Raw genomic sequence first — 15,983 nt, 5'->3', positions numbered from 1 at the left:
CGGAGGTTCAAAGAATGCAGCTGCTCGGGCTTTATCTGGTCATTATAAATATAATTGCGTTTGTTCTTATGCGCGTAGACAAATCCCGCTCCGCAAGCGCACGCGGCCGCAAACACCGCATTCCCGAACGGAGGCTTCTGGGAATCGGAGCAGCCGGCGGAGCACTCGGCGGCTGGCTGGCTATGCGCATGTTCCGCCACAAAACGAAGCATATCGCTTTTGCAGCAGGCCTGCCTGTCATGGTTGTGATTCATGCCGCCATCCTGATAGCAGTCTACCGTTATCTCATCTAGCAAATCATAAGATGAGAACGGGCAGGCGGGGAAGCAGCACATGGTGGATCCTTAACATAACGCCGAAATTCAGAGGCACTGCTTCTTAAACGTGCTTATTTGCTGTATCATACTGCCGAATATCTTCATTATCATTGACTGCCGGCTCTATATATGCTATATTTCTAATTCGTGTTATAAGCGATTGATTCCCATGGCTGGAAGCCTGATGCGGAGCCCTCATAAAGAAGAACGAACAAGCCGCATGCGAATGCGGCTTTCTTGACCTTATCGAATTTATAGCGCTTCATTTCTATAAATAACGGTCAGGTTTGAGGGCAGAATCCTGCTTTTCACCAAAAGAGGGTGGCGTCAGCCGTTTTTTGCCGCCTTCTCATGTCTCATGCCGGGTCTCAAGGATCAACAACTATAAACTTTCAGGAGGGTAACTGACATGTCTGTTCAAAGTGCCTTTCAAGACGAAGCGGTGCGGATCGACGAAGTGCTCCGGCACATTCGCGGCCAGCTGCTTGCGATCGGGCCCCGTTACACGGGCAATGATTTTACGGAACAAATGCTGCAATTGCAGCGCGAACAAAGGCAGCAGCGGCTGGAGGTCGCCGAGCGCGAGCCTTATTTTGGCCGGATCGATTTCCAGGAGCATTTGCACAGCGATCCCAAGCCTCTCTATATCGGCAAAGCCGGCGTGGCGCACGAATCGAGCAAGGAGCTGCTGGTGGTGGACTGGCGGGCTCCCATTGCTAGCCTGTTCTACGCGTTCAGCGGAGGGGAAGCTCCGGTAGCCTATGAGTCTCCTGAAGGGGACGTAGAGGGAACCGTTCATCTTAAGCGCAATCTGATGGTCCGCGCCGGAGTGCTGGAACGAGTCGTTGACAGCTATATAAGAGGCCAGGAGGAAGAATCGGTCACGGATGAATTCCTTTTGTACCGCCTTGGCGAGAACAAGGACAACCGGCTCCGGGATATTGTCTCGACCATTCAGCAGGAGCAGGACCGGATTATCCGGACGGAGAAGAACAAGACCGTCTTTATCCAGGGGGTAGCGGGAAGCGGAAAGACGACGGTTGCCCTTCACCGGCTGGCCTATTTGCTGTATCGGTATGCGGACCGGATTCGGGCCGAGCGGATGGTTATTTTTGCGCCCAACCGGATGTTTCTCGACTATATCTCGGGGGTGCTGCCGGAGCTCGGGGTCGGTGATATCCTGCAGACAACCTACAACGAGTGGGCGATCGAGCGCCTTGAGAAGTCGGTCCGTCTGGACGAATCGACGGATACGATGGCGTACTGGTTCGAGCATCCGCGGACAAGGGAAGAGATGGAGCAGGCGCCCGGCCGCATCAAGGGAAGTCTGGCGTTCAAGCAGGTTGTGGACAGCAGGCTGCAGCAGCTGGAGTCGACGCTCCTGCCGGAGCTTCCCTTTGAGCCAATTGACGGTCTGACGCTTCATCCCGAGGCGATCCGTGAATGGCTGCTGATCGAGGACAGCTATGAACCGTTTATGAAGCGCCGCGAACGGCTCGTTAACCGGATCAAGCGATGGCTGGAATCGGAATGGAAGGCGCACCGCTTCACGGACCGCCAGCTGAAGAGCAAGGCCAATACAAGGCTGAATGCCTACTGTAAAAAGATTTCCTCCTATACCGCCGCACAGCTGTATGGCGATCTGCTGGGCACCCCGGAAGCGGCTGAGCTCATTCCGCTCAAGGCGCGTACGGCAACAATGAAAGCGCTGAAGCAAAAGCTCGTGCAGCCGGAGGATCTGGCCCCGCTCGTTTATATTCAACTGCGGCTGTACGGTCTGGATCAGCCTGTTTATGATCATATCGTGATCGATGAGGCCCAGGATTACTCGCCCTTCCAGCTGGAGGCACTGAAGCTGTGCCAGTTGCACTCTTCAATGACCATCCTTGGCGATCTGCAGCAGGGGATTCACCGGTATGCGGGCATTACAAGCTGGACCGAGCTGACGAATGTGTTCGATGAGCAGGAGCAGGGCTATTTCGAGCTGGACCGCAGCTACCGTTCCACGATGGAAATTATTGATTTTGCCAACCGCATTCTCGGAAGCATGGGAGACGGTGTGAAGCCTGCCGTTCCGGTATTCCGCAGCGGCGAGCCTGTGGAGACGATGGAGCATGGGACGGACAGGGAACGCCTCGCGGAAGCAGTGCGAACCGTGCGGGATTGGCAAGAAGGAGGGAGCTACCGCACCGTTGCGGTACTTGCCCGAACCGCCAGATCCGCTTTGGAGCTGGCCGAATATTTCGCAGCGGAAGGAATCGAGGCCTCTCTGATCCAAAGCAGGCAGGAGGCCTACGGAGGCGGTCTGACCATTGTACCGGCTTACTTGGCCAAGGGGCTGGAGTTTGACGCCGTTCTGATTGCCGACGCGGATGCGGCAAGCTTCGGAGACAATGACGCGAAGCTGCTTTACGTGGCCTGCACCCGCGCGCTTCACAAGCTGAAGCTGCTGCACCGCGGTCCGCTTACGAATCTGCTGACAGCAGAAGGATGATGCGGTTTTTACCCATAAGGCGGTAACAAAACACCTGAAGCTGGCGGACATGAACTGTATGCCGGCTTCAGGTTTTGTTAATGATGATTGGGGGAGTGGGAAATGAATATGGAACTGGATTATTTGCTTCGCGTAGTAATAGCAGGCGCCTGTGGAGCGATTATCGGGTACGAGCGGAAAAGCCGGATGAAGGAAGCGGGCATCCGGACCCATTTTATTGTGGCTGTGGGCGCTGCTCTGATGATGGTCGTTTCCAAATACGGATTTCAGGATCAATTGAATTGGGACAATCTCTCTCTTGATCCCGCGCGGATAGCCGCACAGGTCGTCAGCGGGATCGGTTTTCTGGGAGCCGGAATGATTTTCATGCAAAAGCAAACGGTGAAAGGACTGACAACAGCCGCGGGCGTTTGGGCGACTTCGGGCATTGGCCTGACGATTGGAGCCGGGCTCTACACGGTGGGTGTCGGTGTCACTCTGCTGATCTTCATCGGACAAAAGCTGCTCCACCTGAAGCTCAGCTGGCTGAGAAGCCCGCGAACCGAGCAGGTTTTCATCCGGGCGGACAACGAGACCGGCATGCTGGACCTCATTTTGCAGGAAATTGAGAAGCAGGGCATCCGGATTGCCGGTTTTCATGTGGTGAAAAATGAAGCGGCCGAAATCGAGATCGATATCCAAATGATACTGCCTCCCTCATTCCAGATCAATCAGCTGATTCTTGTTATTCAGAATTTACCGGCTGTGCGTACCATTGATTATCAGTAAGGGCCGCCGCACAGCAGAGGAGTTGCTATGCTTCATGACGATTGAAACAAAAGAGGAGCTTGTAAGCGTCCTTGCGGAAATCGAGAAATGGGAAAGCTCGCAGAAGGACCTCTGGTTCTGGGAAAAACTGGGGCGGCTTCCCTTCGTGCTGCTGGACAAATTAACCCCGCGTTTTCTGCAGGACAAAATCGGGTTGGCCATTGACGAGATCGGCAGCTTCGTCCAGACCGGCGGAAAATATCTGATCGCCGAGAATATGGTGCTCCGCAAGCTTGGTGTGGATACGCTGGAGGAAGCTGCGTCCAGCCCGCTTGCGGTTATGGACAAGTCCGCGGAAGAAATTTCGCAGAGCAGGGCAGCCTTTGCCACCGTTCAGGGGGCGAAGACGGGAATTGGCGGCATCTTCACATTGGCCATCGATATTCCGGCGCTGCTGGGCATTTCGCTCAAAGCGATTCAGGAGGTTGCGGTCAGCTACGGCTACGATCCCAGGCTCAAGGAAGAACGGGTATTTGTAATCAAATGCCTCCAGTTTGCTTCCTCCGACATTGTCGGCAAAAAGGCGATACTGGAGCAGCTCGGACATTTCGGCCAGCCGGAATCCCATAATCAGATGGCTTCGCAGATTCAGGGCTGGCGGGAGGTTGTGGCCACCTACCGGGACAATTTTGGCTGGAAGAAGCTGTTTCAGCTCATTCCCGTGGCAGGTATCCTGTTCGGAGCCTTTATCAACCGGGGCATGCTGAAGGATGTGGCGGAAGCGGCAACGATGCTGTACCGCAAACGCCGGGTGCTGGAGCGGTTGAACGCGTTTGAGGATGTCCAGCATTAGAAAACCGCGGAGCCGAAAATGAAATGGGAGAAGCCAGGTCAAACCCCTATGGGTTTCCTGGCTTCTTTTCATCTCCATACAGGCAGATGATCCTCCAGCTGCTCCAGATGCATTTCTTATACCCAGGGACGGGAAAGCCTGTGAGAATAGCGTACTTGCGGTCATAAGGAAGAAAACAGCACTGGAATCCGGCTGAAAAATTATGCTATGCTATTGGCTTGGGTTTGCAGCTTCGACACAGCAGTTAATTGCAAGTGCAGCAAGCATGTTATTATGAGCCGCAAAGGGGAAGGACGCACCTATGGATTTTATTGTGCATCATCTATCTTTTTTTGTTATTCAGGCAGACGGAGCGGATAATGCCGCCAAGGCGTTCAAGCATTTTCAAACCATGGACCAGCACGATTACGCCGACAGTGAGCTGAAAGCTTTTCTGGACGGCGAGTTTCAGCGGATATGCAAGCGCAAGGCGGAGCGCCATCCCAATACGGAGAACGCGCCAACCAAAATCGGACGATTTATAGCTGAACCCGGATATGATCTGGACAGCAACCCGAACTATAATTTGTTTCAGCGGCTTCGTGAAGCGGATAACAACCAGGATTACCATAGCTACGCGGATGAGCTTGTCCGTCTCTATATGGATGCCGCAGCCGTCCGCGGAGGCGCATTGATCGTTGTGAAGGCAACGCCGCACCGGCATACGGACGAGCCCCTGCTGTTTATCCTGAAATGCGATTTTGAACCGAAGATAGCCCGGATCTCGGATGAGAAAAGCCTGATTTCACATGTGGAAATGGCCATCAGCGCACGCAATATGAAGTCCATTCAATATCCCTTCATGCCGGAGGAGGGGATGCTGGAGCCCTGGGAGCTGAAAATCCATCAAGCCTCGCATGCCCGGTATTTCGAGGATTTTCTGCGGTTTGTAAGCTACGAGAAAGCGATGCCGGAGCTGATGAGCGAACAGATGATTACCATGGTGCATGACTATATGGATGAGAAATGGCAGGGCCAGGACGGCGAGGAGCGGGAGCAGGAGGCTCAGCGCTTCGAGGCATGGGCGGCAAGCGAGAAGAGGGAGCTGCAGGAGAGCTGGACCCATCAGCAGGTTGCAGCGGCCGCGGAGCAGCTGGTAGAGCAGCAGCCGAACCTGAGCGTGGCCTTCAAGCTGGATGGCGTTTCGGTCAAGGGACCGCTGTCGGAATTCGGGCGCGCGATTCATTTTGCCACATATAATGGACGATATATTGCGCTCATTGAAGGCGACGCGTTTCAGTTTGACCGCAGCGTATCGCCGGTGGAGCTGCTGCAGCCGCCGGATTTGCTCGAAGTGCTGGAGCTGGTTGGCCGTGCACAAGAAGAGCGGAAGAACGGCGATAGCCAGCAGGCAGATATGCCTCGTCCAGAAGACAACAAGCTGCCATATTAACAGTCGGTCTCATCCATAGCGGCAGGGGATAAGGGGATTCCGGAATGACCGGGATTTCCTTTTTTTACGAGAAGTATAGCGCTTAACCTTTTGATCCCCTAAGGGTGCGAATCAACTTTATACCCATATAATAGGAAAATAATTGTTTCTTCCAGTCTCTATTGAATTCATCACTCGACAAACCGATAAAAGAAAGAGCAGCCTTTTTTTACGAAGCACGGCTCTTCCTTGTCTGAAAAATCGGGGTTGTTTTACATTTTCCGAACAACTACAATCTGTATTGACAGCAATCGAGTGTATGCGACAGATTCATCTCGCATCCTTGATACACTTCATAAATGATGAACAAGCCAATTTGAAATTGGCTGCAATATGATGTCTTACGCTCGAACATGGCATAGGGGTGAATACAATTGAAGGCGATACTGGTTGATGATGAAGCGCTGGCAAGCCACTATTTACGCAGACAATTGGAGAAAATCGGGGGCATACATATACTCGCTGAGTTACGAGACGCGCAGGAAGCGGTCGATCAGGCGGAGAGCCTTAAACCGGACGTCGCTTTCCTGGATATTGATATGCCGGCTCTGGGCGGAATTGAAGCGGCTGAGATTCTGCAAATGCGCGATCCGAACCTGAAGGTTGTGTTCGTTACCGCATACGATGATTACGCGATCAAAGCCTTTGAGCTTAACGCGATCGATTATCTGCTAAAACCGGTGAATGCCGAGCGGCTGAAAAGGACTGTGGAGCGGCTGAAGCTCTCATTGCCGCAAGCTGTGGCAGCCGGTAGGCCTGAAGCGTCCGATATTCAACCCGTATCACCCGTCTCAGCTTCACCTGCTATGCTGCGCTGCTTCCAGACGCTGGAGCTTGACAACGGCAAACTGGAGTCCATTCCGTGGCGCACTTTTAAAGCGCAGGAGCTGTTCTCCTTCCTGCTTCTGCACAGGGAGCAGCTGATCCGCAAGGATATGCTTCTGGAGCTTCTATGGCCGGAGGTCGATTACAAGAAAGGCTATACCCAGCTCTACACAACTGCCTATCAGATCCGCAAAACTATCGCGGCACTGGATGTCACGCTTGTTTTGAAAAGCAATGAGAAGGGCTACAAGCTTGAAGTAAACGGGCTTCCCCTTGATATCGAGGTCTGGGAGCAGGGCGTAATGGGGACGCCGGCGCTGACGAAGGATACGTTGGATCATCATCTTGCCCTTACGGAACTGTACCGCGGCGACTATTTGGCGGATTACGATTATTTATGGGCCGAGAGTGAACGCCAGCGCCTCCGCTATTTATGGTTCCGGCATACATCGGAGGTGGCGACGCTGCTGGCGCAGGTGAATCGCGTATCGGAAGCGATCCATCTCTACAACCAGCTGTTGGACAAGTTTCCCCACGCCGAAGAGCTCCACTTCGAGCTGATGAAGCTGTACCGGCTGTGCGGGGATGCGGAAGCGGCCAGAATTCAATACGGCAAGCTGGTGCAGATCCTGGCCGAAGAGGTGGGGGGAGCGCCGCGGGCAGACATCATGGAATGGATAGGCGCCTGAAGGCGACTGTATGAGGTTCATACCATTAACTTCAGGCAGCTATCAGGAGAACAAACGCAGCGCCGGATTCCGGTGCTGCGTTTGTTTTTAAGCTTGGCTCCGCCGCAAGGTTCATGAAGCGTTCCACAATCTGTTATAATCAAGAAAAAACAAAGGTGGAGGAATCAACGTGGACAATGTCTTTTTCATAGAGCTGGGTATGGGTACCGACTTGCATGGACAGAACATCACGAAAGCGGCAGTGAGAGCCGTTCAGAATGCAATCCACCACAACTCCATGCCGGGTCTCCGCTCCGTGCTTCCGGGCAATGATTTGCAGGCGATGAAGGTTCATGTCAGACTGGCCGTCCCCTGCGACCGTGAACGACTGGACGAGGAAGCGGTCAGATCGGAGCTCCCATATGGTCAGGTTACGATTGAGATCGTCGACGGCGGAATGGTAACTTCAAGCGGAATTGTGCTGCCGGATAAAGAAGACAAGAATGATCTGATCTATGTTGTTATCGCTTCGGTAGAGGTAGGGTATTAACTGCCGGTACAGACGCCCCAACGACGGCAGGACTGACAGGAAGGACAGCAGACAGGATTTGAATCCTGTCTGCTGTCCTTTTTTTTGACCGAGCCTCCTGTTAAACTTGTTTTCGTTCAGGAATGCCTGTCATCTTAACTCATCCCGCGGCAAAGTGGCATGCGCATTGGAGGACAGTGTCATGGCTCACAAATAATCGGGTCTTCGGGGATTGACCTTCACCCCGGGTCAACGCTTACCGTACTTGTGAAGGCCATGCGGAAATGGCTTACTCTATGAAGCGTTAGGGAGAGTGGTTGCATGCGGACGTTGATTAAAGGCGGTACGATCTTGACGATGGAGACTGGAGCCCAGCCCTTTCAGGGAGATTTATGGATTGTTGACGAACGGATCGCATCGGTAGTCAGGTATCCGGACGAAGCCGGGGAAGGCCGGGGAAGGACCGAAGAGCAAGGGAGGGAGAATTCACAGCTGCCTTGTTCACAGCCGGATAGGATTATAGAAGCGAAGGGAATGGCCGTGATGCCCGGCCTGGTCAACTCCCATCAGCATACGCCCATGAGCCTGCTGCGCGGATTTTCGAATGATTTAAAGCTGATGGACTGGCTGCATCAGAAGATGCTGCCTGCCGAGGCCAACATGAACCGGGAAGATATCTATTGGGGAGCAAAGCTGGCCATGGCCGAGATGATCCGTTCGGGAACGACTGCCTTTGCCGACATGTATATCGAAATGGACAGCATTGCAAGCGCAGTTGTGGAGACGGGGATGCGGGCTTCTCTTACCCGGGGGCTTGTGTTTATGCAGGATGACGGCGGAATACGTATGCGGGAGGCAGTGGATCTGATCGACCGCTGGTCAGGAGCGGCGGACGGCCGCATAACGACGATGATCGGTCCGCATTCACCCTATCTGTGCCCGCCCCAGCCGATGCAGGAGGTGATTGCTTTTGCCAGGGAACGCGGAATTCCGGTTCACATCCATTTGGCAGAGACCCGGGAAGAGGTTGTACGCATTCGGGAAAGGTATGACCGGACACCAACGGAATATTTGCATCAGCTTGGGCTGTTCGATTCGCTGCATGTGCTGCTCGCGCATGCGGTTCATTTGACGCATAAGGATATTCGTCTGCTGGGCGGGATGAAGGGAGGAGTCGCTCATAATCCGGTCAGCAATCTGAAGCTGGGATGCGGAATCGCTCCAGTCAGCGAACTGCTGAGGCAGGGTGTTGCGGTGGGTCTTGGTACGGATGGCGCGGGCAGCGCGGCAACGCTCGATATGTTCGAGGAAATCAAGGCGGCTGCCTGGCTGCAAAAGCTGGATTTTGGCGATCCAACGCTTCTGCCGGCCGGTCAGGCACTGCGTATGGCAACGATAGAGAGCGCAAAGCTGCTGCGTATCGATGGGGATGTGGGAACGCTTGAAGCCGGGAAGCGGGCGGATCTGATCCTGATTGATCTAAAGAAGCCGCATCTGCAGCCCATCCATGATGTTGAGGCTCTGCTGGCATACAGCGCAAACGGGGCGGACGTCGACAGTGTAATGGTTGACGGGGTACTGTTGATGCAGGGAAGAAAGCTGCTGACGATAGATGAGGAAGAGCTGTACAGACAGGTCGCGAACAGGGCTGCCCGAATTGTCAAAGGTGTTTAGCGTTTGTCCTTATTCTTCGTTCATGTTCTGTTCATAAATTGATCTTATACTACATTTCAAAGCGGCGCCGGCGCTCCATCTGCAAGGTTAAGGAAGTGCCTGTTGGCCGGTGTTGACGAAACAGCCGGATAACGCCATTATTGGAATAATTGATCATGAAAGCACGAACAGTATATGGATATGAGCTGGAAAAGTTATAAGATATCCTCTTGTTCATCTTATAGCATGTATAAGTTTTACTCCTCTTTATGTCTATAAGGTCTATGGGAAGAAACTAACTGCGCCGCCAGAAGGACAACGACAGCCGTTTCTTATTACGCGGGCAGGAATCGGAGATGAATGGAAGATATGACGAAGCTGCTGATTGTAGATGATGATCCGCATATCCGCGAGCTGGTGTGTCTGTTTTTGGGTCGCGAGGGCTTTGAAACCATTGAAGCTACTGACGGCGTGGAGGCGCTGGCGCTGGTGGAGAAGGAGCGGATCGATATGGCCATCATCGACGTGATGATGCCTAATATGGATGGCTGGCAGCTGTGCCGGGAGCTTCGGGATTATGCGGATCTGCCGGTTCTCATGCTGACGGCCAAGGGAGAAACCTCGCAGAAGGTCAAAGGCTTCGAGCTTGGAGCAGATGATTATCTGGTCAAGCCCTTTGAGCCGCTGGAGCTGATCGCCCGTGTCAAAGCGCTGCTTAAGCGTTACCGGATCGCCACCTCCCAGACGGTACAGATTGGCGAGGTCCAGCTAAACCGCAGCAATCTTGAAGTCATTGCAGGCAGCTGCAGCATGACGATCCCGCTCAAAGAGTTTGAGCTGCTGTTCAAATTAGCCAGCTATCCGGGTAAAACATTCTCCCGCGAGCTGCTTATTGAGCAGCTGTGGGGATTCGATTATGAAGGCGATGAGCGGACCGTCGACGTTCATATCAAACGGCTGCGCGAGCGGTTCCCCGAGGAGCAGTGCCGGTTTCGCATTCAGACGATACGCGGGCTCGGCTACCGGCTGGAGGTATAGCCATGCCGAACTGGCTCAGAGTGGTGTTTGGCCTGCTTGGTTTCTTGCTTATGATTTCAGTCAGCTGGAGCATCGCCTATACCGTGGTTAGCTATGTGGCAGAGAAGGGAAACGAGTCTGAATCGCTTGCCATCATCCAGCATGACGGGGAGATGATGACTGGCTTGGCTGCGGCCGGGCAGCCGGTCTCTGACCAGGTTTGGAAACAGATTGCAGGGCATAACGGGTACCGTATTCTGATTGCGGATGAAGCCGGCAAAGTCCGGATCTATGGCAGCAAAGCCGACCGTTTTCCCGAAAACCTGGAGGAGCAAGATATCCGGGCTGTACTCGCCGGCGGCATCGTCAAGCATATCAAGCGGCCGAATCTGTTCAAGACGGCGGCTGCCACAGTCGGCCAGCCGTTCGCCATGCAGGATAAACAGCTGGCTTTGTTCATTCAGAGCGAAGCCCCGGGATTATATAATCACTACGGCAGGCAGATGATCATTCAGATTGCCAGCCTGGTCGTGATGTTTCTCCTGATCCTGTGCTTCCGCCCTTGGCGGCAGGATATGAGGGGCTGGGTTCAAATTCTTGACGCCATTCGAAGAATTGCCAAGGGAGACTTCAAAGTGGTTATTGGTACAGGCAAGCCTCTGCCCGGCCAGCTTGGCCAGCTCGTGAACAGTCTCAATGATATGGCGGTGGAGCTGGATGTGATGGAGCAGATGAGGCAGACCTTTATTTCCAATGTCTCTCACGAAATCCAGTCTCCGCTGACTTCCATTCGCGGTTTTGCCCAGGCTCTGCAGCAGGAGGAAGGCCTGGGTCTTGACCAGCGCAAGCATTATTACACGATTATCGAGACGGAGAGCGCCCGTCTGTCCAAGCTCAGCGATAATCTGCTTAAGCTGACCTCGCTGGAATCCGACAAGCATCCGTTTGAAATCAAGCGCTACCGGCTGGACAAGCAGCTGCGCAGCATGATTCTCGCCTGTGAGCCGCAGTGGGTGGAGAAGGATATATTAATGGACGTGGATTTGGGGGAGATTAACATTACGGCCGATGAGGATCTCATGTCCCAGGTGTGGATGAATATGCTCAGCAACAGCATTAAGTTTACGCCTGAAGGCGGAACCATTACGATCGAAGCCGAATATGCGGAGGACGGAGCCGTTATCCGGATTTCGGACAACGGAACGGGTATTGCCCAGGAGGATCTCCCTTATATTTTTGAACGCTTCTTCAAGGGGGACAAATCGCGCAACCGCCAGACGAGCGGCAGCGGGCTGGGACTTTCCATTGTGAAGCGGATTATTGATATGCATGGCGGTGAAGTCTCGGTAAGCAGCACATGCGGAATTGGAACGACGTTCACGGTTAAGCTTCCGGCCCCCGGGAAATCCAGTCCGGCATGAGCCGAGTTAGAATCAGCGGCAGATGGTTAATAAGTAGGAAAGGAGGCGGTAATCATGCTAAGCAGGATAGATCAAAGGGTATCAGACAATCAAGAGCCGATTAGTCCCCCAGAGGTTCCACCAAAGGTCATACCGGAGATCAAACCTGATCAACCTCCGGAAATCAAGCCGGATGTCATTCCGGAGCTTCCGCCGACGGATCTGCCGGAAATTCCGCCGGACCCCGCACCGGAAATTCCGGACAATGAAGTTTAGCCGCCGCTGACTCCAATTCCGGATGGTTAATAAGATCAGGCGGCCCGTAAAAACTGATAGACAGCCGCTCACGAAACCTGCTTTTGATCAGCCCGGCCCCGAAGCTTTGATGCGGGGCCGGGCTTTTTTCGAAATATCAGAAAGTACAAAATTTGGTCGCTGTTTCTCTGATATTTTTGAGGAAGAAACTAATTTTGCCTTCAAAAGACGCCTTCAGCCGTTTCTTCTTACGGGGAGTAGCGCCAGGAACAGGATTCTTCGTTGACAGCCTGCGAAGCTTGCTTATAAGATAAGAACCATCCCATCGCAGGCTGGCCGTGCTGCGGGGGCACTTTATAAAAAGGAGGCGTATCCTTGCTTTCGATGAAAGCGCTTTACCGAAATCTCCGCATCAAATACAAGCTGTTTGTTCTCATCTCGGCAGTGATGCTGACCGTGGGGATTCTGATCGTGGTGGTGCAGCAGGTGGCCTTCGAGGTGTACGACGGAGAAATTTATGAGCAGTCAGCGAAGGCGCTTCATCTGACCTCCTTCAGTATCGAGAACGAGCTGAAGAAGATGGAGCAGCTGACTTACCGGATCGCAACAGACGGGCTGATGCAGTCGTATCTGACCACGATCAAGCATGGAGGCACGGAGTATGACCGCTTCGTCCTGGCGGCCAAAATTCGCGAGCGGATGATCAACCTGGGCGGTCTCGACACCTTTGTTTTGTCGCTGCAGATTTTTGATTACCGGGACGATGAATATGCTACAGGCGCCAAGCAGATCTCCACTTCGAAGGAACGCGCAGAGGCAATCAAGCGGGAAACCGGCCTCCTCATGGGCGGCAATACGTGGATTCTGCCTGATAAATCCGACAAGGTATTGAGCGCCGCCCGCTTAATCCGCTCTTATGACCAGCTGAATCTGGAGACGCTTGGCATGATTGCGATCCGCATCGATATGGATAAGCTGTTTGGCGATTTTATGAAGGGGCTTGACACGAGCTCGGCCGAATTTATAATTGCGGACGGCGATCATTTCGTCTATCCCGAGCAGCCGTCCATCACAGGCAGCGAGCTGAAAACCTATATGCGGTCGAATCAGGGTTATGCGGTCGCAAGCCGCGGCGGCAAACAATTCTTCATCACTTATGTGCCCTCTGCCAATACAAGCTGGACGTATATCAATGTCATTCCTTACGATGGTATTTTTAAGCGGATCGGCGATGTCAAGCATTATGTGTACCTGATCTACGGCCTGCTCGTCATTCTGGCGCTGATCTTCTCCTTCCGTTTGTCCAAGGGCATTACCATTCCCATCGAACGGCTTAACGACAAGATGAAGCGGGTGCGTCTGGATAATTTCGAACGCTTCGAGGAACAGGACGATATCCCGATGGCGATGGATGAAGCCGGACAGCTTCACCGGAATTTCCGGATCATGGTCAGGAGGATCGACGATCTCATACAGGAGAATTATGTGAAGCAGATCACGATCAAGGAATCGGACTTCAAAGCGCTGCAGGCACAGATCAACCCCCATTTTCTTTACAACACCCTGGATACGATCAACTGGTCCGCCAAGATGAGCGGTCAGTCCCACATTTCGAGCATGGTAGAGTCGCTTGGTTTTCTGCTGCGCAGCTCCATCAACCTGAAGGAACCGCTGATCCCTTTGAGCCATGAGCTGGAAATTATCCTTAATTATATTACCATACAGCAATTCCGCTTCGAGGAGAGGCTGGACTTCCGGCTGGATATCGCGGAGGGGCTGCTGGACTGCGCCGTTCCGAAGCTGTCGCTGCAGCCCATTGTCGAGAATGCGGTAAACTACGGCCTTGAGCAAATGATCGGGGTCTGTACGATTCATGTGCATGCAAGCCTGGCGCCGGATGGGGCGGGAATTGCCATCACGGTAGCGGATAACGGCCCCGGAATGGAGAAAGACGTCCTCGTGCTGCTGCAGAGCGGCGAGCTCAAGCCGCAGGGTTCGGGAGTCGGTTTGCGCAATATTGAGGAGAGGATCAAGCTGCTCTTCGGAGAGACTTACGGATTGTCCATAGAGAGCGTCAGAGGAGAAGGTACGAAGGTTATGCTCCGGCTGCCGCTGGATAAAGAGGAGGGAAATGTTCGTGTATAAGGTGCTGCTTGTCGATGATGAACGCATTATTCTGGAGGGAATATCACGGATTGTCGATTGGAATGGCTGCGGAACCCGCCTTGCCGCAACCGCACGCAACGGTTTGGAGGCCAAGGCGTGGGCGGAGCAGGAGCGGCCTGATATCGTGATCACGGATATTAAAATGCCGGGCATGGATGGGCTGCAGCTGGTTCAGCATCTGTACGAAATGGACCCTTCCATCCGGTTTATTATGCTCTCGGGCTTCAGCGACTTCAATTACGCCCGCACGGCCATGCAGCTCGGGGTCAGGCATTATCTGCTTAAGCCGTGCAATGAGCGGGCCATTATGGAGGCGTTGAACGAACTCGTCGGGGAACTGAATCAGAGGCTCAGCAGGGAGCAGTTTCTGCAAACCATGGAGCAGGAACTGAAGAAAGTCAAGCCGCATGCCCGGGAGCAGTTCCTGAGGGAGCTAGTGACCAACAAGACGTACGGCCGGGAGGAGTGGGAGGATTTCAGCAGGCTGCTTGGCATCGCAACAGGAAGCGGGGAGGTCCGGCTGCTTCTGCTTCTTGCGGAAGGAGTCTGCGAATATGAGCAGCTGTTCGCGCTCAAAAATATTGCCGAGGAGCTGCTGGCCAGACGGCTGCTGCTCAGCGCCATCGTTGGCAAGCAGGTGCTGCTGCTGATCAGGGAAGCGTCAGAGCCAGAGCTGCTGCTTGCGCTAATTCATCAAATCAGGCGGATATTCACCGCCTATTATAAAATCAAAGCCGCCGCTACCTTGAGCGATCCCGGCGACATTACAGCTGTCAGGCAGCTATACAGGGATACGCTGGAATGCCTGTCCTTCCGTTTCTATCTGGGGGAGGACAGTCTAATCACCAGAAAGGATATTGCCGCTGCGTCAAGACCGCAGGCGGAGCCTGCGCTTCCTGACGAGGAGAGCGTGTGTCTCGCGGTAAAATCCGGGCAGTGGCAGGAGGCGAAGGCGGGGCTGGATCTTTATTTCGAGGCCTTATCCCAGCCATATCTCGCGACGGCTCTCGTCAAATCTTATCTCGTTCCCCTATATGTCGGTATTGTCCGGGCGGGCGGGCCGGAGAAGGTGGGCGGCTATTTGCAGGAGCTGGCGAAATGGGATGAGCTTGATACCATGCAGGCGATGCGGGATTTTATTGTCGCAACGGCCAGGCAGATTTGTCTGGCGAATGAGGCGTTTTATCAGCATGCCAGATCGGATATTATCGCCAAGGTCATCCGCTGCATTGAGGTGAATCTGGCCGATCAAAGACTCTCGCTGCTCTGGGTGGCAGGCGACATGCTCTATATGAACGCCGATTACCTGGGGAAGCTGTTCAAGAAAGAAACCGGGGAAAAATTCTCCCATTACGTCACCAGATTGAGAATGGAGAGAGCCATTGCGATGATCGACCGGATGGATGACGTCAAGGTGTTCGAGCTTGCGGACCGCCTCGGCTTTGGCGACAACCCGCAGTATTTCAGCCAGGTATTCAAGAAGCATACCGGTTATTCGCCTTCGGAGTTCAAGCGGACCTTGTAATGACTGTTTTTTGAACAAAGGACACGGTTTATTGCATTCCCCTTCATCTGTAAATTCTTATAA

Annotated in this window: 13 protein-coding genes; all 13 read left to right on the top strand. The window is 53.6% G+C overall.

Features of this window, described 5'->3' with window-relative positions; genetic code table 11:
- Positions 1-14: 14 nt before the first annotated feature.
- The 13 genes from ACFOLF_RS04150 (at position 15) to ACFOLF_RS04090 (ending at position 15,920) form a co-directional block, all read left to right on the top strand.
- Positions 15-293, top strand: coding sequence for a DUF1294 domain-containing protein (locus ACFOLF_RS04150; RefSeq protein ID WP_210039680.1), 279 nt, complete (start codon positions 15-17; stop codon positions 291-293).
- A 433-nt stretch (positions 294-726) separates the two neighbouring features.
- Positions 727-2,811: a HelD family protein gene (locus ACFOLF_RS04145; protein WP_210039681.1), complete on the top strand. Its 2,085-nt coding sequence runs from the start codon at positions 727-729 to the stop codon at positions 2,809-2,811.
- A gap of 108 nt (positions 2,812-2,919) precedes the next feature.
- Positions 2,920-3,579 carry an MgtC/SapB family protein gene (locus tag ACFOLF_RS04140; RefSeq protein ID WP_210039990.1) on the top strand — a complete coding sequence of 220 codons (660 nt, stop codon included), beginning with the start codon at positions 2,920-2,922 and terminating at the stop codon, positions 3,577-3,579.
- A 34-nt stretch (positions 3,580-3,613) separates the two neighbouring features.
- Positions 3,614-4,411, top strand: a complete 798-nt coding sequence (locus ACFOLF_RS04135) for an EcsC family protein (protein WP_210039682.1) — start codon at positions 3,614-3,616, stop codon at positions 4,409-4,411.
- Between the two features lie 301 nt (positions 4,412-4,712).
- Positions 4,713-5,843, top strand: a complete 1,131-nt coding sequence (locus ACFOLF_RS04130; protein ID WP_210039683.1) for a DUF3900 domain-containing protein — start codon at positions 4,713-4,715, stop codon at positions 5,841-5,843.
- 413 nt (positions 5,844-6,256) lie between these two features.
- Positions 6,257-7,396 (top strand): response regulator, encoded by a 1,140-nt coding sequence (locus ACFOLF_RS04125; RefSeq protein ID WP_210039684.1) that lies wholly within the window; start codon positions 6,257-6,259, stop codon positions 7,394-7,396.
- Positions 7,397-7,565: 169 nt separating this feature from the next.
- On the top strand, positions 7,566-7,925 hold the full coding sequence (locus tag ACFOLF_RS04120) for a Lin0512 family protein (RefSeq protein WP_210039685.1): 360 nt from the start codon (positions 7,566-7,568) through the stop codon (positions 7,923-7,925).
- Positions 7,926-8,225: 300 nt separating this feature from the next.
- Positions 8,226-9,578 (top strand): amidohydrolase, encoded by a 1,353-nt coding sequence (locus tag ACFOLF_RS04115; RefSeq protein ID WP_210039686.1) that lies wholly within the window; start codon positions 8,226-8,228, stop codon positions 9,576-9,578.
- A gap of 348 nt (positions 9,579-9,926) precedes the next feature.
- Positions 9,927-10,595, top strand: coding sequence for a response regulator transcription factor (locus tag ACFOLF_RS04110; RefSeq protein ID WP_210039991.1), 669 nt, complete (start codon positions 9,927-9,929; stop codon positions 10,593-10,595).
- Between the two features lie 2 nt (positions 10,596-10,597).
- The gene (locus ACFOLF_RS04105) at positions 10,598-11,995 is read left to right on the top strand and encodes a sensor histidine kinase (protein WP_379113289.1); all 1,398 of its coding nucleotides are present in this window, start codon (positions 10,598-10,600) and stop codon (positions 11,993-11,995) included.
- A 54-nt stretch (positions 11,996-12,049) separates the two neighbouring features.
- Positions 12,050-12,250: a hypothetical protein gene (locus ACFOLF_RS04100; RefSeq protein ID WP_210039687.1), complete on the top strand. Its 201-nt coding sequence runs from the start codon at positions 12,050-12,052 to the stop codon at positions 12,248-12,250.
- A 363-nt stretch (positions 12,251-12,613) separates the two neighbouring features.
- Positions 12,614-14,374 (top strand): cache domain-containing sensor histidine kinase, encoded by a 1,761-nt coding sequence (locus ACFOLF_RS04095; RefSeq protein ID WP_379113355.1) that lies wholly within the window; start codon positions 12,614-12,616, stop codon positions 14,372-14,374.
- A complete protein-coding gene (locus ACFOLF_RS04090) occupies positions 14,367-15,920 on the top strand; it encodes a response regulator (RefSeq protein WP_379113291.1) in 1,554 nt (517 codons plus the stop codon). The genes ACFOLF_RS04095 and ACFOLF_RS04090 overlap by 8 nt, the downstream gene beginning before the upstream one ends.
- The last annotated feature ends 63 nt before the right edge of the window (positions 15,921-15,983 follow it).

Source organism: Paenibacillus sepulcri (assembly GCF_042647105.1).
In the GTDB taxonomy this organism is placed as follows: Bacteria; Bacillota; Bacilli; order Paenibacillales; family Paenibacillaceae; genus Paenibacillus_Z; species Paenibacillus_Z sepulcri.
The sequence above is the reverse complement of the archived record's forward strand: the minus strand, read 5'-3'. Positions and strand labels throughout refer to the sequence as shown.